We start from the raw sequence: 21,203 nt of genomic DNA on the forward strand, positions 1-21,203 counted from the left end.
TGAAGGCGCGCGCGGAGAAGAGCGCCTACACCGACTTCAACGACTTCCTGGCCAAGGTGCCGCTGACGGCCTGCAACAAGCGCGTCATCGAGTCGTTGATCAAGGCGGGCGCGTTCGACTCGCTCGACCACCAGCGCAAGGCGCTGCTCATGGTGCACGAGCAGGCCGTCGACTCGGTCATCGACATCAAGAAGAACGAGGCGCACGGCCAGGACTCGCTGTTCGGCGGGGCGGACGACGACGAGGACGGCGCGGCGTTCTCCGTCACGATCCCCGACATGGAGTGGGACAAGAAGACCCGGCTCGACTTCGAGCGCGAGATGCTCGGCCTGTACGTGTCCGACCACCCCCTGGCGGGCACCGAACGGCTGCTCGCCCGCAACCGTGACACCACGATCGTCGAGCTGCTGGAGTCCGGTCGTGACGACCGCGGCGACGTACGCGTGTGCGGCCTGGTCACCAAGGTCGAGAAGCGGGTCAACAAGGCCGGGAACGTGTGGGCGATCGTCACGGTCGAGGACATGGACGCGGCCGTCGAATGCCTGTTCTTCCCCAAGAGCTACGAGCTGTACGCGCCCGAGCTCCGCAGCGACGTCGTGGTGTCGGTCGGCGGCCAGGTCAACAACCGCGACGGCGCGATCTCGGTCTTCGCGCAGGACCTCACGCCACTCGACGTGTCCGGCATCACCAGCGACTCCGGGCACCCGGTGACCATCCAGGTCCGGGAGGAGCGCCTCACCCAGCGGTCCATCGAGGAGTTGCGCAACGTGCTCAAGCTGCACCAGGGCAACGTCCCGCTGCGGATCAACGTGCGCGCGCTCACCGGGAAGACCGTGGCGTACGCCGTGCCCGAGTTCTCCGTCAACGCCGAACCGAGTTTCGCCGCGGACGTCAAGCAGTTGTTCGGCCCGGAGGCCATCGCTCTGTGAGCTGACCGGTCATGAAAGCGGATCGCGGCGACCCCCGGTGTGCAGCCAACGGGTGAAGGGCGCCGCGATCCGCGCTTGTCAGCGAATGGGTCGCTTACCAGTCGTCGCCCCAGGGGCCTCCCCAGCCCCACCAGCGACGCCTCCTACGACGACAGCGGCGGCGACGCCAGCGGCCACGGAGGCGACCGCAGCCTCCGCCTTCTTCGAAGCCATACATACCAGTCATCTCTCCCCCCTGGTTTGCCTTCCTCTCAATTCCGACATTAGCACCCATATCACGACGAATTATTATAATTGGGCATATTTCGCCAGGGCTTGACGGCGAATTCACACCGGAATTTCTACGGGGAATTCGCCGTTCCGTTCCCGGCTCGACGCCAGATCAGCCCGCGACGGCCTCGACATAGGCGGCCACGTGGCCGGCGAGCCGGGACTCCGGCAGGTCGAGGTGCTCCAGGATGGTGTACCTGCCGGGACGGGTCTGCGGCGCGTAGGCCACGGCCCGGGCGAAATCGATGTCCGACAGGCCGAGATCGCCGGGAGTCCGCGGCAGCCCGTGCCGTTTCAGGCACGCGGAGATCAGCTCGAACTTGTCCTCGTCCTGACGCAGGTAAGTGCAGAACAGCGCCCCGACTCCGGCGAGTTCGCCATGGCTGGCCGTCCCGGGGTGCAGCTCGTTCACGGCATGCATGATCTCGTGATCGCCGCCGCTGGCCGGCCGGCTCGACCCGGCCACCCCCATCGCCATCCCGGACAGGATCAGCGACTCGGCCAGCACGGTGAGGAACTCGTCGGTCCGCGCCTGCCCCGGCTGATGCAGGACCACCAGCGCCGCCGATCTGGCCATCGCCACCGCCAGCCCGTCGATGTGCTCGCCGACCTCGGCGGCGGCCAGCTCCCAGTCCGCCACGGCGGACAGGTCGCTGATCGCATCGCCGATCCCGGCCGTGGACAGCGACGCCGGCGCCGACCGGACCCGATCGAGATCCACCAGCACGGCCGCCGGCATCACAACGCCGTAGGAGCCCGTACCGGACTCGTGGCGCAGCGTGCTGACCGGTGAGGCGATCCCGTCGTGGCCCAGGCTCGTGGTCACGGCCACCATCGGGATGCCGGCCATGTGCGCGGCGAACTTCGTCACGTCGATGGTCTTGCCGCCCCCGATCCCCGCGATCGCCTCGAACTGCCCGGCCCGCAGGCGCTGTCCGAGCTCGGCGGCGGCGGCCAGGGTGCCGTCGGGCACGCAGAGCACCTCGGCCCCGTCGATCCGCAGCTCCTCGCGGATGCCGTCACCCTGGCTGGGACCGACGGCGACGGCGACCCGGCCCCGCCGGGCGATCTGCAGGTCGGTCAGCAGCGTGCCGAGGCCGGCGACCGCACCGGCCCGGACGTCGATGAAGAGGGGGGCGGCGAGCATGCGGGCTAACAGCGGCATGAGTGTCCTTGTCCTCGGACCGGATGGGTGAGGTCGGCGACCGGGACGCGCCGATCGAACCCGAGAGGCTATCGTACGAAACGATCTTCGTGCTTGCTCGCAGGCGTCAGCGAGCATCCGGTGGGCGCGTGGGCGGTCGCCCTTTCGCCGGTGCGAGCGGAAGACGCAGGACGAAGCGTGCGCCCTGCGGGCTGTCTTCGATGGTGAGGGTGCCGCCATGGGACTGGGCGATCTGCCGGGCGATCGGCAGGCCGAGGCCGGTGCCACCGGCGTCCTTGCGGCGGGAGGCGGCCAGGCGCGCGAACCGCTGGAACACCGCCTCCCGCTGGTGGGGTGGGACGCCCTCCCCGTCGTCGGCCACTTCCAGGATGGCCGTGCCCTCCCGGCGGCCGACGGTGACGGTGATGGTGGACTCGGCGTGCCGTTCGGCGTTGTCCAGCAGGTTGATCAGCAGCCGGGGCAGGGCGATCGGATCGCCTTCGACGATGACGGCCGGATCGAGCCGGCGGACCACCGTGGCGTCGCGGGGCCGCCCGTCGAGTTCGCCGTTCACGAGATCGGCCAGGTTGACGGCCTCCTGCCGGCCGCTGATCCCGGCGTCCAGGCGGGAGATCTGCAGCAGGTCGGCGACCAGGTCCTGCAGGCGTTCGATGCTGGTGAGGAGCCGGCCGGTCGTTTGGGGCCAGTCGGTGTCCGCCGGGTTCATCAGTGCCTCCTCCACCTGCGCGCGCATCGCGGTGAGCGGGCTGCGGAGGTCGTGGGAGGCGTCGGAGGCGAACCTGAGCTGCTGTTCGACGGCGGCCTGAGCCCGATCCAGCGTGCGGTTCGTCACCTGGACGAGCTCATTCAGCTCGTCGGAGTACTTCGGAATCGGCACGCGGTGCGTCAGGTCGGTCTTGGTGATCTTGGCGAGTTCGTCGCTGATGACCGCGACGGGAGCGAGCGTCCTGCCCACGATGAGGTAGGTGCCGGCCGCGGTCACGGCCACGAGCAGAAGTGCGCCCGCGATGAGCGCGACCAGCTCCGCGGGATGGCCGTACCAGGGCGGGACGGGGGTGGCCGTGTACAGCCGCCAGGTGCCGGTGGGCAGGCGGATGGGGAAGTCGAGCACGATCATGCACTGGTCCGGGAAGATGGGCAGATCGCACGACTCTTGGGTGGTGTAGTTCGTGGAGCCCACGGTGGAATCCGTCACCAGCGGCTCGGTCCGGCCCGCCACGTTCGGGCTGGAGGCGACCAGCCGCCCGGTCGGGTCGAACAACTGGGCGGCCTCGCTCACCCCGCCGGACAGGGTGCGCGGCGGGCCGTCCAGCCGGACGTTGTCACCGATGCGCACCGCCTCGGCGATCAGGGCCGCCTGCTGATATTCCCTGATCTGCTGGCGCAGCCCCGTCAGAGCGGTCGCGACGCCGAGGGTGGCCAGCACCACCATGGCCGCGCTCGCGAGCAGGGTCAGACGGAACCTGATGGAGGATCCATGCCACCAGCCCATCCCGATCACCGCCCTCGGCGAGAGTTCCCCTGGCTTCTCCCTGCCTCCTTGCCAGCCGAGGGAAGATTCAGCGCCAAAGCAGTGCAAATTCGGCCGTCGGCGCGGCACTGGGGGCGGACGTCACAAAATCATTGGACACCCCGGTACGTACGCGATCATCATGGGCGCCATGCACCAGGAGGACATCTGGGACGCCGACGCGGCCCAGGGCTATGACACACCAGGCACCGGCATGTTCGCGCCCGAGGTCCTGGGGCCGGCCGTGCAGCGCCTCGCCGAGCTCGCCGGCGACGGGCGGGCGCTGGAGCTGGCCATCGGAACCGGCCGGGTGGCCGTGCCGCTCGCCGAGCGAGGGGTGCCCGTCACCGGCATCGAGCTGTCCCCCGCGATGATCGAGCAACTGCGGACGAAAGCGGACGAGGCGACGATCCCGGTGGTGGCCGGCGACATGGCGACCGCCGTCGCGCCTGGGGCGTACACGCTGGTCTATCTCGTCTTCAACACGATCTCCAACCTGCTCACCCAGGCCGAGCAGGTCGCGTGCTTCCGCAACGCCGCCCGTCATCTCACCCCCGGCGGCCGGTTCGTGATCGAGCTCTGGGTGCCTGAGCTGCGCAAGCTGCCACCGGGCCAGCAGGCCGTGGTCTTCCGCAGCGAGCCCGGCTACCTCGGCCTGGACACCTACGACGTGCTGCGCCAGCACGTCGTGTCGCACCACTTCAGCTTCGACGAGAGCAGGCAGGCTCAGCTGTTCCGCAGCCCGCACCGCTACATCTGGCCGCCCGAGCTCGACCTCATGGCGCAGCTGGCCGGATTCGAGCTGGAGAGCAGGCATGCCGACTGGGCCGGAGCCGACTTCACCGCCGAATCGTCCTCCCACGTGTCCGTCTACCGCCTCCCGGCGGCATGACCCACGCGCCCAAGCGCTGACCGCCGCCACACCGTCGGCGCGGCGTCGGGGCGCGTGGTCGAGGCCCGGGGCGACTTCGCATCGGCCGACGACGACAGATTCGCCGCCCCGAATGGACAGGAAGTGTCAATGTTCGAGATTTCATGGACTGTCCACGCCTAAGTCAGAGTTTTTCGTTGTTTGTCGGTTTACGCTCCCCGGCATGCGCGCTAAGTCCCGGGTCCTGGCGATCCTCGTCGCGGCCGGCGTCGTCGCCGGCTCGATCGCCGCCCTTTCCACACCCTCCATGGCCGCGGCCCCCGGCACCGTGGTCATCAGCCAGGGCTACGGAGGAGGTGGCAACGCCGGCGCCCCCTTCTCCAACGACTACGTCGAGCTGTTCAACCGGAGTGCCGCCCCCGTGTCGCTGGACGGCTGGTCCGTGCAGTACGCCAGCGCCACCGGCACCGGGAACTTCGCCTCGAACAAGGCCGACCTCTCCGGCACCCTGGCGCCCGGCCGGTACCACCTCGTGCAGCTCGCCGCGGGCACCACCCCCAGCGCCGCGCTGCCCCCGCCCGACAACGTCGGGTCCATCAACATGAGCGGCACCGCGGGCAAGGTGGCGCTGGTCCGCTCGGCCGACGGGCTGGCCTGCAACGGCTCCTCCACGCCCTGCTCCGACGACCAGCTCGCGCTCCTCGCCGACCTGGTCGGGTACGGCGGCGCGAACTTCTTCGAGGGCTCCCCCGCCCCCGCTCTCACCAACACCACCGGCGCCTTCCGCAAGAGCGCCGGCTGCGCGGACACCGACGACAACGGCGCCGACTTCGAGAGCGCGGCCCCCGCGCCGCGCAACAGCACCACCACCGCGGCCCCCTGCGGCGGTGACCCGACACCGAGCCCCACCCCGACCGTCACGCCCACCGAGAGCTGCGACACCGCGCCCACGCACCAGATCTCCCAGGTGCAGGGCGGTGGCGAGGCCGGCCCGGTCGAGGGCCAGAACGTCCGCGTCGAGGGCATCGTCACCGGCTCCTTCCAGGGCGCCGGCGGGCTCGGCGGCTTCGCCGTCCAGTCCGCTGCCCCGGATGCCGACCCGGCCACCTCCGAGGGCCTGTTCGTGTTCTCCTCGGTCCCGGTCAAGACCGGTGACCGGGTGCTCGTCTCCGGCAAGGCGATCGAGTTCAACGGCCTCACGGAGTTGTCGCCGGCCACCGCGGTGAACGTCTGCGGCACCGGCGCGATCAAGCCCGCCAAGGTGCGGCTGCCGCTCAAGCAGGGCATCACCTTCGAACGCTACGAGGGCATGCTCGTCACCTTCGGCGACGACCTCGCCGTCTCCGAGATCTTCAACCTGGGCCGGTTCGGCGAGATCACCCTGTCCGAGGACAGCCGGTTGTGGCAGCCCACCGACCGCGCGGGCGTGGACGTCGAGAAGGACGCGCGGCGCACGATCCTGCTCGACGACGGCTCGAACGCGCAGAACCCGCCCACCCTGCCCTACCACACCAGGGGATCGGCCTCCGTCCGGATCGGCGACGAGGTGCGCGACCTGACCGGCGTCCTCACGTACGGCTTCGACGTCTACCGCGTCCAGCCGACCGAGCCGGTGCTCTTCAGGGCCGAGAACCCCCGTCCCGTCCGGCCGGCGAAGGTCGGCGGCGACGTCCGGGTGGCCAGCCTCAACACGCTCAACTGGTTCACCACGCTCGGGTCGCGCGGCGCCACCACCGCCGGGGAGCGGGACCGCCAGCTCGCCAAGCTGGTCGCCAACATCACGACGCTCAACCCCGCCGTGGCCGGGCTGATGGAGGTCGAACGCAACGACGACGTGGCGCTCAACGCCCTGGTCGGCGCGTTGAACGCCCAGGCCGGCGCCGGCACGTACCAGGCGATCACGCACCCGAACCCGGGCACCGACCTCATCCAGACCGCGCTGATCTACCAGCCGGGCAAGGTCACCCCGATCGGACCGGCGCGGTCGTCGTCCGACCCGATCTTCAACCGGCCGCCGCTGGTGCAGACCTTCGGCCGGGCCGACGGGACCGGAAAGACCTTCACCGTGCTGGTGAACCATTTCAAGTCCAAGGGCTGCACGGACGTCGACGGCCCGGCCACCGGCGCCGACGCCGACCAGGGCGACGGGCAGAGCTGCTACAACGCCAAGCGCGTCAAGCAGGCCCAGGCGGCGCTGGCCCTGATCGACGACCTGGGATTGACGAACGCGTTCGTCCTCGGCGACATCAACGCCTACGGCGAGGAGGACCCGATCCACGCCTTCGAGGACGCCGGGCTGGGCAGCCTGAGCAAGAAGCACATCAAGCGGGACGACCGTTACAGCTACGTCTTCGACGGCCTGTCCGGTGAGCTCGACCACGTGCTGGCCGACAAGGGCGCGCGCAAGCTGGTGACCGGCGCCACCATCTGGCACGTCAACGCCGACGAGGGCCGGTTCATGGACTACAACACCGAGTTCAACCCGCCCTACCTGTACGCGCCCGACCCGTTCCGCTCCTCCGACCACGACCCGCTGCTGGTGGGCCTGAAGCTCTAGGAACACGCGTGGCCGCGCCGGGACCGGGCGCGGCCACGCGTCGGTCAGCCGCGCAGCAGCGGAAGGAGCCGGTCGCCCTGGCGTTTGATCTCCGGCAGGTAGGGGGTGTCGGACAGGACGAAGTGGCTGATGCCGAGAGCCTGGTATTTGCGCAGCGACTTCGCCACGTCCTCGGCCGAGCCGACCAGCCAGGTGGTGCCCGCGCCGCCGCCGCCGAACCTGCCGGGGGCGGTGTAGAGGTTGTCGTCGAGCACCTCTCCCCGCGCGGCCAGGTCGAGCAGCCGCTGCTGGCCGACGGCGGCGTGCCGGTTGGGGTCGCGCGCGATGGCGCCGTCCGCCATCTCCGCGACCTTGGCCTCGGCGTCGGCCCACGCCTGTTCGGTGGTGTCCCGGACCAGCGTGGTGATCCGCAGCCCGAACTCCAGCGGAGGATGCTCGCGTCCCAGTTTCTCGCCGAGTCCCTTGAGCCGCTCGATCCGCTCGCCGACGCCGTCGAGCGGTTCGCCCCAGAAGAGCTGGACGTCGGCCTCGGTGGCGGCCACCTGCTCGGCGGCCGCGGAGGCGCCGCCGAAGTAGAGCGTGGGGTGGGCGCGTCCGTCCCGGACGACCGTGCGCGGCCGCACGGTGGAGCCGGTGACGCCGAAGTGCTCGCCGTGGTAGGTGACGTTCTCCTCGGTCCACAACCTGCGCACGATCTGGATGAACTCCTTGGTACGGGCGTAGCGGTGGGCCTGGTCGCCTTCGCTGTCGCCGTACGCCGCCAGGTCGTCCTTGCCGGACACGATGTTGACCAGCACCCGGCCCCCGGAGAGATGGTCCAGGGTCGCCGCGGCGGAGGCGAACTTGGCCGGATGCCAGTAGCCGGGCCGGACCGCGATCAGCGGCTGGAACGTCGTCGTCCGCGCGGTCAGCGCGGTGGCGACCGTGAAGGTGTCGGGCCGCCCCCACCCGGCGCCGATGAGCGCCCCGGCCCAGCCGTGCCGCTCCAGGGCCTCGGCGTGCGCGGTGAGGGTCTCCAGGCTGTTGTGGTTCGCGGCGACGTCGTCGCCGCGGTGCCCCGGCTGCGCCTGGTTCGGGATGTACCAGAGGAACTGAAGGCTCATCGGCGGGTCTTCCTGTTCTCTCGGGCGAGCGGCGCGCGCGACTCCCTTATCGCTAAAACCTACCTGCAATATATGCTTTATTGAAGGGGCGCCGGGCTACTTGCCGCGCATCACCGCGGGCTCATGGCGGCGCAACATGCGGGCGACCAGGAAGGCGCAGACGACCGCGAGGACGGCCAGCACGCTCATGTCCAGGATCCAGGTGCCGATCTCCTGGCTCCACAGCGGGTCCGGCGGATCCTGGACATGCGGGATGAGCTGACCCACGTCGAGCGTTCCGGCCAGCGCGGCCAGCGCCCAGCGAGCCGGTACGAGCCACGAGATCTGCTCCATCACCGGCTTGCCGTCCAGGTGCACCAGCGCCCCGCAGAAGACGAGCTGGATCAGGGTGACGAGCACGAGCAGCGGCATGGTCATCTCGCTGGTCTTGGCCAGCGCGGAGATGAGCAGCCCCACGGTCATCGCGGTGAACGACAACAGCGCGACGGCGAGCGAGAGCTCGACCATCGGCGCCGTGAACACCCCCTCGTCGTAGGTGGGCACGTTGTACATCGCCACGTAGGTCAGCACGACGCCCTGCGCCACGGTGATCAGCCCGAGCACGAGCAGCTTGGAGCAGAGGTAGGCCGATCTGGACAGCCCGACCGCCCGTTCCCGCTGATAGATGGCGCGTTCCTTGACCAGTTCGCGCACCGAGTTCGCGGCGCCGGTGAGACAACCGCCGATGCACAGGATCAGCAGCAGGTTCGCGGCGTTGCCGTTGCTGTTCGGGCGGCCCATCAGGTCGCCGGTCGGGACGACGCGGGCCAGCAGGCCCATCACGATCGGCAGGGCGACGGTGATGGCGAGGAACAGCCGGTCCGCCACGATGCCCCGGCAGTAGCGGCGCACCAGCGTGCTGAGCTGCTCGGGCCGGCTCTGCGGCTTCGGCGGGCTCTCCCGCCGTTCGGGGCGTCCCGTCGCGACCGGCTGGATCATGTCGGCCACGATGTACTTCTGGTGCGGCGCCGACCGCGCGTACTCGCCGGCCCAGTCCCTGGCCGGGTCGTCGAAGGCCAGGAAGACGTCCGCCCAGTCGCTGAAGCCGAGGAACGGCAGCGCCTCCTCCGGCGGGCCGAAGTAGGCGATCTTCCCGCCCGGCGCCATCACCAGGAGCCGGTCGCAGATGTCCAGATTGGCGACGCTGTGGGTGACGACGGCGACCGTACGGCCGTCGTCGGACAGGCCCCGCAACATCTGCATCACCGACTTGTCCAGCCCCGGGTCCAGGCCGGAGGTCGGCTCGTCGAGGAAGAGCAACGACGGCTTGGTCAGCAGCTCCAGGGCGACGCTGACCCGCTTGCGCTGGCCGCCGGAGAGCGAGGAGATGCGGTTGTCCCTGCGGTTGTCGAGCCCGAGCTGCTGGAGCACCTCATCGACGCGCGCCTTGCGCTCGTGCTGCCTGGTGTCGTCGGGGAAACGCAACTCCGCGGCGTAGATGAGGGCGCGGCGCACGGTGAGCTGGCTGTGCAGGATGTCGTCCTGCGGCACGAGGCCGATCCGCGAGCGTAACTCGGCGTAGTCGCGGTACAGGTCGCGCCCGTCGTAGGTGACCAGGCCCTGGTCGGCGGGGCGTAATCCGGTGAGCGCGCGCAGCAGGGTGGACTTGCCCGAGCCGCTGGGGCCGATGATCGCCAGCAGGCACCGTTCGCCGACCGGGAACGTCACGTGGTCCAGCAGCACCTTGCCGCCCTCGACGGTGACGGTGAGATCGTGCGCCTGGAGGCACACCTCGCCGGTGTCGGCGTACTCCATGAGGGTGTCGCCCACGAGCTGGAACGTCGACGGCCCGATGCCGACCAGGTCGTCCGGGGAGACGCGGGCCCGCTGCACGCGCCGGCCGTTGACGTACGTGCCGATGCGGCTGCCCACGTCGACGATCTCGTGGACGCCGCCGGCGATCCGGAGCTCGGCGTGCCGCCGGGACACCCGCAGATCGGTGACCACGATGTCGTTCTCCGGCGCCCGGCCGATGCGCACGACCTGCGCGCCGCCGAGGCTCCTGACGGCGGCCGGCTCACGCCACTGCCCGGTGCGCGGGAAGCGCACCGTGGGCGTCGGCGCGACCTCGCCCGCCTCCCCCCGGTGCGCGGGAGGCGGTGCCGGGGGCCGGTCCGAGGCCGCGCGGAAGTGGATGACTCCGCCCTGCGCCGGGTCTCCGAGGCCGATCCTGGTGCCCGGGCCGACGATGACCCGCTGGACGCGGTGGCCGCTCACGTACGTGCCGTTGCGGCTGCCCGAGTCCTCCAGGATCCACTGGCCGCTCTCGCAGCGCAGCACGGCGTGCGTCCGCGAGACACGATCGGCGTCGATGACGACATCCGACTCCGGATCGCGCCCCACCCGGTACGAACGCCCCGGATCGAGCGTCACGGAGCTGCCATGGCCTTCGACGACGAGCTGTGTCACGAGACCGCCTTTCCCACGAGAACGGGCTGCTGCACGGAAGAGACCCTCGAAGGCGAGAACCGCTGACCTTGTCTAACAGTCCGATCCCGCGCCGTTCAAGACATCCGCCCCATTCGTGACCTCCGTCGACTCCTCCGCCGCCACCACCACTATCGTTGCGGCATGAACACCCCGGCCGCGGAAATCACCATCGACGACGACCTCGTGGACCGCCTGATCCGCGCGCAGCACCCGGACCTGGCGGGCCCGCTGCTCCTCGTCGCCAACGGCTGGGACAACGTCGTCTATCGCCTGGGGACAGACCTGTCCGTACGCCTGCCGCGCCGCCGGGTCGCCGTCGACCTCATCGTCAACGAGCAACGCTGGCTGCCGGTCCTGGCCGGGTACGTCGAGGTGGCGCTGCCCGTGCCGGTCAGGACCGGCGTGCCCGGCGAGGGCTATCCGTGGCCGTGGACGATCGCGCCCTGGTTCGACGGCCGCACGGTCGCCGACGTGCCGCCGGCCGGCCGCCACGGCATCGCCGCCCCGCTGGCCGACTTCATGACCGGCCTGCACCGGCCCGCACCGCCCGACGCGCCGCGCAACCCCGTCCGCGGCGTCCCGCTGCCCTCCCGCGACGAAGCGGTGCGGCACCGCCTGCGTTCCCTGCCGCGATCGGGCGAGCTCCTCCCCCTCTGGACGGAACTGGCCGCCCTGCCGCCCTGGCCGGGCCCCGCCCTCTGGCTGCACGGCGACCCCCACCCGGCGAACCTCCTGCTGGACGGTGCAGGACTGGCGGCCGTCCTGGACTTCGGCGACCTCACCAGCGGCGATCCCGCCACCGACCTGGCCGCCGCGTGGCTGGTGTTCGACGAGGACGCGCGCGCGGTCTTCCGGTCGCGCGTGGACGCCGACGAGGTGACCTGGGAGCGCGCGCGGGGCTGGGCCCTGTCCATGGGCACCGCCCTGGCCAGCCACTCGGCCGACCACCCCGGCATGGCGGCCATCGGCGATCACGTCCTGGACCAGGTGCTCCGCGCTTAGATGCGGTCGCCGGCCCGCTCCAGGAGGACGCGGACGTCCTCGGCCTCCGGGACGCCGAGCTCCTCATAGAGGCCGAGCGCCAGCCGTCCATGCTCGCCGGCCCGCTCCGCCCGCCCGAGCACGAGGTGCGCCCGCGCCAGCCCCTCGTGCGCCCGCGCCTGCTCCGGCCGGTTGCGCGTCAGATCGGCGAGCGCGAGCGCGGCCGTGTGCTCCGCGACCGCCTGAGCCGGGTCGCCCGCCGCCTCGGCCAGCCCGTTGAGCGCGGCCGCCTCGTCGGTGGTGTCGCCGAGCTCGCGGTAGAGAGCCGCGGCCCGCTCGTGACGCAGGCGTGCCTGAGCGAGCTCGCCCTGGCGCCGGAGGACGACGCCGAGGTGGTTGAGTGTCACCGCCTCCCCCGCCGGGTTGCCGACCTTGCGGTGCAGCGCCAGCGCCAGGTCGAGATGGCGCCGGGCGTCCTGCGGCCGGCCGGCCCGGTCGAGGACGAGGGCGAGGATGCCGAGCACGTGGGCCTCGCCCCAGGTGTCGGCGCCGATCCTGGTGAGGTCGAGCGCCTGCTTGAGATACTGCTCCGCCTGCGTGTCCTGCCCCCGGCGCAGGGCCACGTTGCCCAGCGTGAGCAGTGCTCTGGCCCGCTCGTACGGCTCCTCGCACGCCTCCAGGGCCAGGTGGGCGTGCTCCTCCGCGCGCTCGTAGTCGCCGAGCCGCCAGTAGGTCCACCCCAGGTCGCTGAGCGCCTGCACCTCGAAGTCGCGGTGGGCGTCGCCGAGCTTGCGGGCGCGCTGGAGCGCCAGCGTCTGCAGCGTGAGCGCGTCGTCGTGGTGCGCCTGCCGGTCGAGGTAGGGGCGCAGCGCCAGGGAGAGCATGCCCACGCAGATCTCGGGTCCGTGGACGGCGGTCGCGATGATGTTGCCGCGTTCGGCGTCCAGCCAGGTGATCGCCTGCTCGGCGTCGCCGATGGGCAGGACCGGGGTGGCCGGCTGCGGGATGCCTTCGCGGTGGCTGAGGCTGTCGGGGAAGAGCCGGTCCACGGCGGCGCGCGAGCGGTGCAGGTAGTAGGTGAGCAGCTGCAGGACCGGGACGGTGCCGTCGTCCCCGGCGATCGAGCGCGCGTGCTCGCGGAGCAGGTCGTGCAGGGTGTAGCGGCCCGGTTCGAGTTGCAGCAGCATGTGGGCGTCCAGGAGGTCTTCGAGGAGTTCCTCCGCCTCCTCCTCCGAGATCCCCGCCAGCGCGGCGGCGCCGCAGGGGTCGATGTCGCCGCCGGGCGCCAGCCCGAGCAGGCGGAACATGCGCTGCTCGGCCTCATCGAGCTGCTCGTAGGACAGGGCGAAGGCCGCCGACACCCCGTCCAGGAGCCGGCGATGGTCGCGCAGCCGGTCCGCCAGGTAGGACACGGTCCAGCGCGGGCGGTGCTGGAGGCGGGCGGCCGAGATCCGGAGGGCGAGCGGGAGATGGCCGCACAACCGCAACACCTCGCGGACGGCCGCGGGCTCCTGGCGGGCGCGTTCGCCCACGATCCGCTCGAACAGCTCGGCGGCGTCCTGCTCGCCCAGCACGTCGACCGAGAGCGCGTGGGCGCCGTCCAGGTGGACGAGCCGCCGCCTGCTGGTGATCAGGACGAGGGTCTCGGAGTGCCCCGGCAGCAGGGGGCGTACGTGCTCGGCGTCGAAGGCGTTGTCCAGCACGGCGAGCACGCGGCGATCGGCCAGCTCGGCGCGCCAGAGGGCGCTCCGCTCGGCCAGGGTGACCGGGATGCGGTCGGCGGGCACCCCGAGCTGGCGGAGGAGGACCTCCAGCGCGGCGGCGGCGTCGATCGGCTCCCGGCCCGCGGTGTGGGCCTGCAGGTCGATGAAGAGCCGGCCGTCCGGATGGCGGTCGGTCAGCCGGTGGGCCACGTGGACGGCGAGTGTGGTCTTGCCGATCCCGGCCATGCCGTCGATCGTGACGACCGCCGCCCCGTGGTGCTCGCCCACCAGCCGCTCCAGCTCGGCGGCCCGTCCGGAGAAGTCGGGAATGTCGTAGGGCAGGAAGGAGCGACGCGGCGGGCCGGACCCGGCCGGCGCCGCGTCCGGCGCCGCGTCGGCCAGGCGCAGGGCCGGATCGTCGGCCAGCACCGCCCGCTCCAGCTCGGTGAAGGCGTGCCCGGGGTCAAGGCCCTGGTCGTCGGCGAGAGCCGTCCGGTAGGACCGCGCCGCGGCCAGGGCGTCGGCCTGCCGTCCCGCCCGGTGCAGGGCCAGGACCAGGTGGCCGTTGAGCTTCTCGCGCAGCGGGCTGGCGCTCACCTGGGCGGCGAGCTCGGCGAGCAGCTCGCCGTGCCGCCCGGCGGCCAGCTCGCCCGCCACCAGCCGCTCGTACGCCGACAACCGCCGGTCGTGCCAGAGCCCCCGGAGGTCGGTGACGAAGTGCGCGTGCACGTCTTCCAGCGCCTCGCCGCGCCACAGGTCCAGGGCTTGGCGCAGCGCGCCGGCGGCCACCAGCTCGGTGAACTCCTGCGCGTCGACCTGCCGGGCCTCCGGCTGCGCGACGTAGCCGCCGGCCCGCGTCTCCAGCAGCCGTCCGGCTCCCGCGCCACGCAGGACCTTGCGGATCGCGGTGATCGAGGCGTGGATCTGCGATCGGGCGGTGTCGGGCCGGTCGTAGCCCCACATCGCGTCGATCAGCCGCTCGATGCTGATCGCGCGGCCGGAGTTGAGCAGGAGGTAGGCCAGCACCGCGCGGTGACGTGGGGCGATGCCGGTGAGCGGCTCCCCGTCGACGATGAGCTGGACGGGGCCGAGAAGGGTGAAGCGCAACATCGTTCCTCTAACACATCGCATCGTGGGCGCATAGCGAATGTATCAACACGGGCGGACATCCTGATCTCACACGAACCGAGACGAACCAAGACGGAGGCACCCACAGTGGAAGCCCGGATGAAGAACCCCGCCACGATCATCCCCGCCGCGCAGAAGCCGATCTTCGAGCTGATGCAGGCCGCCCAGTCGCAGGGCCTGCCCCAGGAGCTGATGGAGATGATCCACCTGCGGGTCAGCCAGGTGAACGGCTGCAGCTTCTGCGTCGACGCCGGCCTGAAGAACCTGCGCAAGCTGGGCGAGAGCGACGAGCGCATCGGCCTGGTCGCCGCCTGGCGCGAGGCGCCGTACTACACCGACGCCGAGCGGGCCGCGCTGGCGCTGGCGGAGGCTTCGACCCTGCTGGCCGGCCGCGCCGACGCCGTCTCCGACGAGGTCTGGAACAACGCCGCCGACCACTTCGACGAGCCGCAACTGGCCTCGATCCTGCTGATGATCGCCGTCACCAACCTCTTCAACCGCCTGAACGCCCCCATCCGGCAGATCGCCGGCACTTGGTGAACCCCGTCCCGCACCCAACAGGAGACACCGGCATGTCCGTCGTCCGCTCACACCGCTACTCCATCGCCGACGCCGACCTGGAGGAGTTCCTGGCCCGCCGGAGCTCGCTGATCGCGACTGTCCGCGAGGGCCACCCCGGGCTCACCCACGTCGTGCTGATCCGGCTGGAGGACGGCACCTACACCGACACCTGGCACTGGGAGACCATCGAGCAGATGGGCGCCGCGCTCGCCGCCCTGCCCACCTTCCCGGAGGCACCGCTGACCATGGCCCTCACCAAGGACGCCACCGCCCTGGACGGCGAGGTCGTCGATGAACGCTGAGACCCCGTGACGCGCCTCATCCCCTCCCCCTACCGGCCGGTGCTCGCCAACCGGGTGTTCCGGCGGCTGATCCTGGGCTTCGCGGTCTCCTCCCTCGGGGACGGGATGAGCTTCGTCGCGGTGGCGTGGCTGGCCATCGAGCTCGCGCCGCAGGCGAGCGCGGGGTGGTGGGTCGGCGGCGCGGTGGCCGCGTACACGTTGCCGGGGGTGGCCGGCGCGCTGCTGTTCGGCCGCCGGCTGCGCCGGCTGCCGGCCAGGCGGCTCCTGCTCGCCGACAACGTCGTGCGCGGCGTGTTCCTCGGCGCGATACCGCTCGCCTGGCTCGCCGGGCTGCTCACGCCGCCGCTGTACGTCGTGCTGCTCGCGCTCTCCTCGCTGCTGCACGCGTGGGGCAGCGCGGCCAAGTACACCCTGCCGGCCGAGCTGCTGCCCGACGGGCAGCGGCTCGCCGCCAACACCCTCGTCGGCTCGCTCGACTTCGCCGCCACGATCGCCGGGCCCGCGATCGCCGGCGTGCTGGTCACCTACGCCGGCTCCGCGCTCGTGCTCGGCCTGGACGCGCTCACCTATGTGTTCCTCGCCGTGCTGGTCGCGCGGACGCGGCTGCCGGAGCCGGGGCACCTCTCCCCCGCCGGCCAACCGCCCGCCCGGGGCGGGCTCGCGCTGCTGCGCTCCCATCCCGAGCTGCTCGGGCTGCTGACGCTCACCTGGTTCTTCAACCTGCTGTACGGACCCGTCGAGGTCGCGCTGCCGCTGCACGTGACCGGCGACCTGCACGCGCCGGGCACGCTGCTCGGCCTCTACTGGATGTTGTTCGGCGCCGGCGCGGTGCTCGGCGGGCTGGCCGTCGGCGCGCTGCGGCGGTTGCCGCTCTGGCCGGTGACGGTCGCCATCGTGGTCGCCTGGGGGCTCGCGCTGCTGCCGTTCGGGTTCGACGTGCCGGTGGCCGTCACCGTCGCGTGCTTCACGCTCGGCGGCGTGATCTACGGGCCGTTCGTGACGCTGTCGGTGACGCTGATGCAGGCGAAGGCGCCGCCGCGGCACCTGGCCGCGATGCTCGCCGCCCGCAGCGCGGCGCTGCTCACCGCCGCTCCGCTCGGCACCGCGCTCGGCGGACCGCTCATCACGGCGCTGGGCCCGCGCGTCACGCTCGGCGGCTCGGGGCTCGCCACCGTGCTGCTCGGCGCCGTCGCGTGCGTCCTGCTGCTGGCCCGGCGCAGGAGAGCGCGTACGCCTGCTGCGCCACCCCGACCGGCGGGTACGCCCGACGCGCCGTCCACGCCGGCGCGTTCGGCTGACGCGCCACCCCGGCCGGCCCGTACGCCCGGCGCGCCACCCAGCCCGGCGCGCCGGACAAACCGGGCCTGAGACTTCTACAGAGAGTCGGGCGCCTGAGCCCAAGGGCGGGGGAAGGCGTCCCCGTCCAGCCGGTCGCCCGCGGCGAGCCCGAGCGGATCGGTCACGATGTGCCCGGTCCCGCTGTAGCGAGCCGCCTCGTCCATGTAGATGACGACGTGCGCGAGCCGGGCCTGGCCGGTGCGGTTGGGCAGCGCCATGTGGCCGGTGTAGCCGCTGTGGAAGGTGCAGTCGCCGGCGCGCAGCGGCACGGTGACGCGGGGGACCCAGCGCAGGGACGGGTCCATCTCGAACAGGTCCTCCTCGTGGTGGAGGTCCTGCGGACGCAGGCCCGTACGATCCTGGGTGCCGGGCAGGAACGTCATACAGCCCCGCTCCGGCGGGACGTCGACCAGCGCTATCCACGCCGACAGCGCGAGCCGGTCACCCGTGTGCGGCCAGTACGGGCGATCCTGGTGAAACTCCGTGGCCGCGTTGTTGTACGGCTCCTTGACCAGCATCTGGTCGTGCCAGAGCCGCAGCGGGAACCCGGCGAGCTGCTCGGCGATCCGGCCGAGCCGCTCATCGAGCGTGAGCTCCCGCAACGTCGGGTCGCGTCGCCAGACGTTGACCAGCTGGCTGAAGACGCCCTGCCGCTCCAGGCTCTCCGCGCGATGCGCCTCCAGGAACGCCTGCGCGCTCCCCCGGAAGCGCTCGACCTGGTCCGGCTCCAGGACGCCGCGTACTCGCACGAAACCGGACTCGCGGTACGCCGTCACAAGCTCGTCCGGCAGCCGGCCGTCAGTGCCGACATCGCCGCCGGGCCGCTCTGCGGTGGTCGTCGCCATCATTGACCTCCATAATTCTCGCCGTTGGGATACCGCCCAGCATCGTCGAGGCGCGCCGCCCCGGGCTAGGCCGATCCCGGCGAGTACTCGTACGATTGCGACATGCCCGCCACGCTGCACGAGCACGCGCTGTTCGCCGGAAGCCCGGTCCTGGGCGGTGTGCACCGCTTGGACTCCGGCATCGAGCCGCACGCGCACGACTTCCTGGAGATCGCGGTGATCGGCGGCGGCCGCGGCCGGCACGTGACCAGCCAGGGCGAGCAGGCGCTGCGGCGCGGGCAGGTCATCGTGCTCCGCCCCGGCGCCTGGCACGGGTTCGCCGGCTGCGCCGGCCTGACCGTCGCCAACTGCTGCCTGTCCGCGCAGGCGCTCCGGGCCGACCTGGCGGCGCTGTACGACCTGCCGATGGTGCGCCGGATGTTGTGGAGCGATCCGGTGGCGGCCGGCACGCACGGCGTGGCGGTCACGAACGTCGACCCGGCCGCCACGGAGGAGGCCATCACGGAGATCGGCCTGCTCGAACGGGACCTCGAGGCCGGCCGGGCCCGCCCTGGCCGGGTGCTGGGCCGGCTGGTCACCGTGCTCGGCATCCTGGCCGACGGCCGTGACCACGGGAGGGAGACGCCCGGGGCCGCGATCCACCCCGCCGTCGCCGCCACCATCGCCCGGCTGGAGGCGGCGCCCGCGGAGCCGTGGCGGCTGGACGACCTCGCCCGGGCGGTCAACCTGGATCCCGCCTATCTCGGCCGGCTGTTCGGACGGCACGCCGGGCTGACGCCGATGGCCTTCCTGGCCCGGCTGCGCGCCGAGCGCGCCGCGACGTTGCTGGCGCACTCGACCCTGCCGGCCGCTCAGGTCGGCGCCGCCGTCGGCTGGGACGACCCCACCTACTTCGCCCGCCGCTTCCGGACGCTGGTCGGCCTCACCCCCACCGAATACCGGCGGCGCAGCCGATCGGACACCCACGGCGGAGCCTAGGAAGGGCTGCCCCTCCTCGTCCTGCTGCCTGTCGCGCGCTGCGCGTAAGCGTTCCCTATGGGGTGCAGTCTGCTCGAAATGGGGTGATCGCTGCACTTATGGCACTAGCGTGACAGCTGACAAAGGCAGGATGATCGGACAACCATATGTCCGGTGTGAAGAAGGGTCTGCTCCGTGAGTCCGTTTCCCAAGCTTCTCCCTTCGGCAGGGCTCCTGTTCTCCGCCGCCGGGATCGGCAGCGTGGTCTACCAGATGTTGTCGGTCAACTACCCCGACGGGGATCCGGACAAGGCGCGCCAGGTCGCGCAGCTGCTGCGGCAGCTGGCCAAGCGGGTGGACGTCAGCCTGGACGAGGTGGAGGAGATCGCGAGCCGGCTGTGGCGGCCGCCCAACTCCGGAGCGGGCATCGACGCCTTCAGGGCCTATTTCACCAAGGAGATCGCGCCCTATCCGCCGCTGGTCTCGGCGTTCATCCGCGCACTGGCCGACGCGGTCGACGACTACGCCGACATGCTGGAAGAGACCCAGCACACGCTCAAGACGATGGCCTGGACCTCGTGGCTCGAGCTGCTGATGTTCTGCTGCTGGCCGGCGATCGACAAGAAGATCCAGTACGTGATCAACTCGGCCATGCGCAAGAAGCAGGCGGGGCTGCTGCTCAAGATGTTCAACCATGCCGTGGGGAAGCGGTTCATCTACGCGGTGGGGGGAAGCCTCGCGTACACGGCCCTCGACCAGGCGATCGTCGACGGGCTCAAGCTGGGCAGGCACGAGGACCTGGGCTCGTGGGATGACCGCGGCGCCTACATGCTGACGAACTTCGCGGCGGCCCTGGTCTTCTACCATGTGGATCCGGCCAACATGGGCAAGGCCGCGAATCTGCTGCCCAAGAACGAGGCGGCGCGGAACGCCGTGATGTTCCTGCTGGGATCCACCATCTTCACCACCACGGCGAATGTGATCAACAGGCCCGGCGACGTGATCGACGATCCGGCCAGCCTGCTGCCCACCTGGCAGCAGATGCTCACCAAGCTGGGTGTCGCCGCAGGCCAGGACTCGTACAGGCGCCTGGTCAGGTAAGAGCCTTTCAGCATGGCTAATCCCGATCGAAGCGCCTGACCTCGTCGGCGAACGGGGTCAGGCCGTCCGTGATCAGGTCCGCCATCTGCGTGCTCAGGTCCGCGCCGGCGTCGCGCGCGGCGGCGAGCACCGCCTCCGCCAGCGCGTCCGCGCCGAGCCGCATCGCCCGCGGGTCGATTTTCAGGCCGCCGAGCGCACCGCTGGGCAGCACCTCGGCCCGCACCTGGCCGTTGGCCGCCGTCCCCCGGCCGCGAACGTCATCCAGGCCCCGCTGCAATCTTTCCAGCGGTCCGGTGTCGGTCTGGAACTCGGCGATGAAGCGTCGCATCTCCTCGTCGAGAAAAGAGGCGCTGTCGTCTGGCTTGGTCATCAGGTCTCCAAGAAACGTCAGGGTTGGGATTTTCCGTCCGGCTTCGAGAATTCGTCGGACACTGTCGGCAGGGACACGATGTTGGCCCAGTTCGCGCGGTCGTGGTTGGTCTTCATCCCGGCCAACTGGCCGGCGATCTCGGGATACTTGTCGCGTAGCGCGTCCACGTAGGTCTTCGCCTTCTCCAGGGCCGTGGAATAGCTCTGCCTGAACGTGTTCGCCGTTTCGTCCGTGCCGGCGAAGTCGCCCAGCGCGGCGATGGAATCGAGGATCCAGCGGACGTCCTTCCGCAGCTCATCGCGTTCGGCGATGATGTAGCCGGCCGCCTTCGTGAAGTCGCCTCTGTGCACATCGATGGTCGGCAGACCAGTGCTTCCTTGACCGGGCGAAGTGGGGGACGGCGTCGGTGACGGTGACGTGGTCGGAGGAGCCGCCGATGCCGAGGGTGACGGGCCGGGCGCCGGTAGCGTCGGCGTGGGACTCGGGGACGTCGTCGGGCTCGGCGTGGGGGTCGGGGTCGGGGTCGGGCTCGTCGGGCTCGGGGTGGGAGTCGGGTCTGTCGGGCTCGGCGTGGGAGTGGGAGTGGGGTCTGTCGGACTCGGAGTGGGGGTGGGGTCTGTCGGACTCGGACTCGGAGTGGGAGTGGGAGTGGGAGTCGGGCTCGTCGGACTCGGGGTGGGCGTGGGTGACGGACTCGAGTCCGTCGGGCTCGGGGTGGGTGACGGCGACGCGGTGGATGTGTACGACGGCGTAGGTAAAGGTGATGAAGTGGTGTAATCCGTCATAGACATCACATTCTCCTCATCCGGGCCCATCCCTGCGCAGTCGGGAAACCACTGGTCAGGGCCACCACCCCTATACCGTCACTACCTAGCGGTATAGTGTACTTTGCGGCCGGCAGGAACGTGGCCTAGGGCGGTGAGTTGCCGGCGCCCAGTTCGTCACGAGTTCGGGACACACGAGGCAGCCGTAACCGCCGGCGTCCCAGCAATGGCCCGGGACGGACTCCTCGTGCGCGGAGACGACCAGGCCGTCCACTGCGT

The 21,203-nt window shown here is 71.1% G+C and carries 18 protein-coding genes; 10 read left to right on the forward strand and 8 right to left on the reverse strand.

The genetic code is table 11. From position 1 onward, the window contains the following. Window positions 1-929, forward strand: a 929-nt coding sequence (locus ACWD0F_RS41015; protein WP_449886612.1) for an OB-fold nucleic acid binding domain-containing protein, incomplete at its 5' end; no start/stop codon positions are given. A gap of 382 nt (window positions 930-1,311) precedes the next feature. Here the strand turns inward: ACWD0F_RS41015 and ACWD0F_RS41020 are convergent. Next, window positions 1,312-2,346 (reverse strand): iron-containing alcohol dehydrogenase family protein, encoded by a 1,035-nt coding sequence (locus tag ACWD0F_RS41020; RefSeq protein ID WP_449886820.1) that lies wholly within the window; start codon window positions 2,344-2,346, stop codon window positions 1,312-1,314. A gap of 124 nt (window positions 2,347-2,470) precedes the next feature. Continuing rightward, complete coding sequence (locus ACWD0F_RS41025) at window positions 2,471-3,856, reverse strand: sensor histidine kinase (RefSeq protein WP_449886614.1); 1,386 nt, start codon at window positions 3,854-3,856, stop codon at window positions 2,471-2,473. A 160-nt stretch (window positions 3,857-4,016) separates the two neighbouring features. Between ACWD0F_RS41025 and ACWD0F_RS41030 the strand changes: the two genes are divergently transcribed. Together ACWD0F_RS41030 and ACWD0F_RS41035 are read left to right on the forward strand one after the other, a co-directional pair. Continuing rightward, window positions 4,017-4,766 carry a class I SAM-dependent DNA methyltransferase gene (locus ACWD0F_RS41030; RefSeq protein ID WP_449886617.1) on the forward strand — a complete coding sequence of 250 codons (750 nt, stop codon included), beginning with the start codon at window positions 4,017-4,019 and terminating at the stop codon, window positions 4,764-4,766. Between the two features lie 202 nt (window positions 4,767-4,968). Continuing rightward, window positions 4,969-7,302 carry an ExeM/NucH family extracellular endonuclease gene (locus ACWD0F_RS41035; RefSeq protein ID WP_449886620.1) on the forward strand — a complete coding sequence of 778 codons (2,334 nt, stop codon included), beginning with the start codon at window positions 4,969-4,971 and terminating at the stop codon, window positions 7,300-7,302. A 44-nt stretch (window positions 7,303-7,346) separates the two neighbouring features. Here ACWD0F_RS41035 and ACWD0F_RS41040 read toward each other — a convergent pair whose 3' ends face one another. Further along, window positions 7,347-8,405: an LLM class flavin-dependent oxidoreductase gene (locus ACWD0F_RS41040; RefSeq protein WP_449886623.1), complete on the reverse strand. Its 1,059-nt coding sequence runs from the start codon at window positions 8,403-8,405 to the stop codon at window positions 7,347-7,349. Between the two features lie 96 nt (window positions 8,406-8,501). Then, window positions 8,502-10,853 carry an FHA domain-containing protein gene (locus tag ACWD0F_RS41045; RefSeq protein ID WP_449886625.1) on the reverse strand — a complete coding sequence of 784 codons (2,352 nt, stop codon included), beginning with the start codon at window positions 10,851-10,853 and terminating at the stop codon, window positions 8,502-8,504. 162 nt (window positions 10,854-11,015) lie between these two features. Here ACWD0F_RS41045 and ACWD0F_RS41050 point away from each other — a divergent pair, with 162 nt between their 5' ends. After that, on the forward strand, window positions 11,016-11,876 hold the full coding sequence (locus ACWD0F_RS41050; RefSeq protein ID WP_449886627.1) for an aminoglycoside phosphotransferase family protein: 861 nt from the start codon (window positions 11,016-11,018) through the stop codon (window positions 11,874-11,876). Here the strand turns inward: ACWD0F_RS41050 and ACWD0F_RS41055 are convergent. After that, entirely contained in the window at window positions 11,873-14,668 is a 2,796-nt protein-coding gene (locus tag ACWD0F_RS41055) for a BTAD domain-containing putative transcriptional regulator (RefSeq protein WP_449886630.1), read from the reverse strand. The genes ACWD0F_RS41050 and ACWD0F_RS41055 overlap by 4 nt on opposite strands. Before the next feature lie 117 nt (window positions 14,669-14,785). On the opposite strand from ACWD0F_RS41055, the gene ACWD0F_RS41060 reads away from it, so the two are divergent. The 3 genes from ACWD0F_RS41060 to ACWD0F_RS41070 are packed head-to-tail and all read left to right on the forward strand — an operon-like array spanning window position 14,786 to window position 16,917. Then, entirely contained in the window at window positions 14,786-15,226 is a 441-nt protein-coding gene (locus ACWD0F_RS41060) for a carboxymuconolactone decarboxylase family protein (RefSeq protein ID WP_449886633.1), read from the forward strand. A gap of 32 nt (window positions 15,227-15,258) precedes the next feature. Continuing rightward, window positions 15,259-15,549 (forward strand): hypothetical protein, encoded by a 291-nt coding sequence (locus ACWD0F_RS41065; protein WP_449886635.1) that lies wholly within the window; start codon window positions 15,259-15,261, stop codon window positions 15,547-15,549. 6 nt (window positions 15,550-15,555) lie between these two features. Next, entirely contained in the window at window positions 15,556-16,917 is a 1,362-nt protein-coding gene (locus ACWD0F_RS41070) for an MFS transporter (protein WP_449886638.1), read from the forward strand. 5 nt (window positions 16,918-16,922) lie between these two features. On the opposite strand, the gene ACWD0F_RS41075 is transcribed toward ACWD0F_RS41070, so the two are convergent. After that, complete coding sequence (locus ACWD0F_RS41075; RefSeq protein WP_449886639.1) at window positions 16,923-17,735, reverse strand: phytanoyl-CoA dioxygenase family protein; 813 nt, start codon at window positions 17,733-17,735, stop codon at window positions 16,923-16,925. A gap of 99 nt (window positions 17,736-17,834) precedes the next feature. Between ACWD0F_RS41075 and ACWD0F_RS41080 the strand changes: the two genes are divergently transcribed. After that, the gene (locus ACWD0F_RS41080) at window positions 17,835-18,710 is read left to right on the forward strand and encodes an AraC family transcriptional regulator (protein ID WP_449886642.1); all 876 of its coding nucleotides are present in this window, start codon (window positions 17,835-17,837) and stop codon (window positions 18,708-18,710) included. Window positions 18,711-18,884: 174 nt separating this feature from the next. Next, window positions 18,885-19,790, forward strand: a complete 906-nt coding sequence (locus ACWD0F_RS41085; protein WP_449886645.1) for a WXG100-like domain-containing protein — start codon at window positions 18,885-18,887, stop codon at window positions 19,788-19,790. 16 nt (window positions 19,791-19,806) lie between these two features. Here ACWD0F_RS41085 and ACWD0F_RS41090 read toward each other — a convergent pair whose 3' ends face one another. Next, a complete protein-coding gene (locus ACWD0F_RS41090; RefSeq protein WP_449886648.1) occupies window positions 19,807-20,160 on the reverse strand; it encodes a YbaB/EbfC family nucleoid-associated protein in 354 nt (117 codons plus the stop codon). A gap of 17 nt (window positions 20,161-20,177) precedes the next feature. Next, window positions 20,178-20,510, reverse strand: a complete 333-nt coding sequence (locus ACWD0F_RS41095; protein WP_449886651.1) for a hypothetical protein — start codon at window positions 20,508-20,510, stop codon at window positions 20,178-20,180. A gap of 86 nt (window positions 20,511-20,596) precedes the next feature. On the opposite strand from ACWD0F_RS41095, the gene ACWD0F_RS41100 reads away from it, so the two are divergent. Continuing rightward, window positions 20,597-20,914: a hypothetical protein gene (locus ACWD0F_RS41100; protein WP_449886653.1), complete on the forward strand. Its 318-nt coding sequence runs from the start codon at window positions 20,597-20,599 to the stop codon at window positions 20,912-20,914. The last annotated feature ends 289 nt before the right edge of the window (window positions 20,915-21,203 follow it).

This window comes from Nonomuraea sp. NPDC002799, assembly GCF_053592075.1.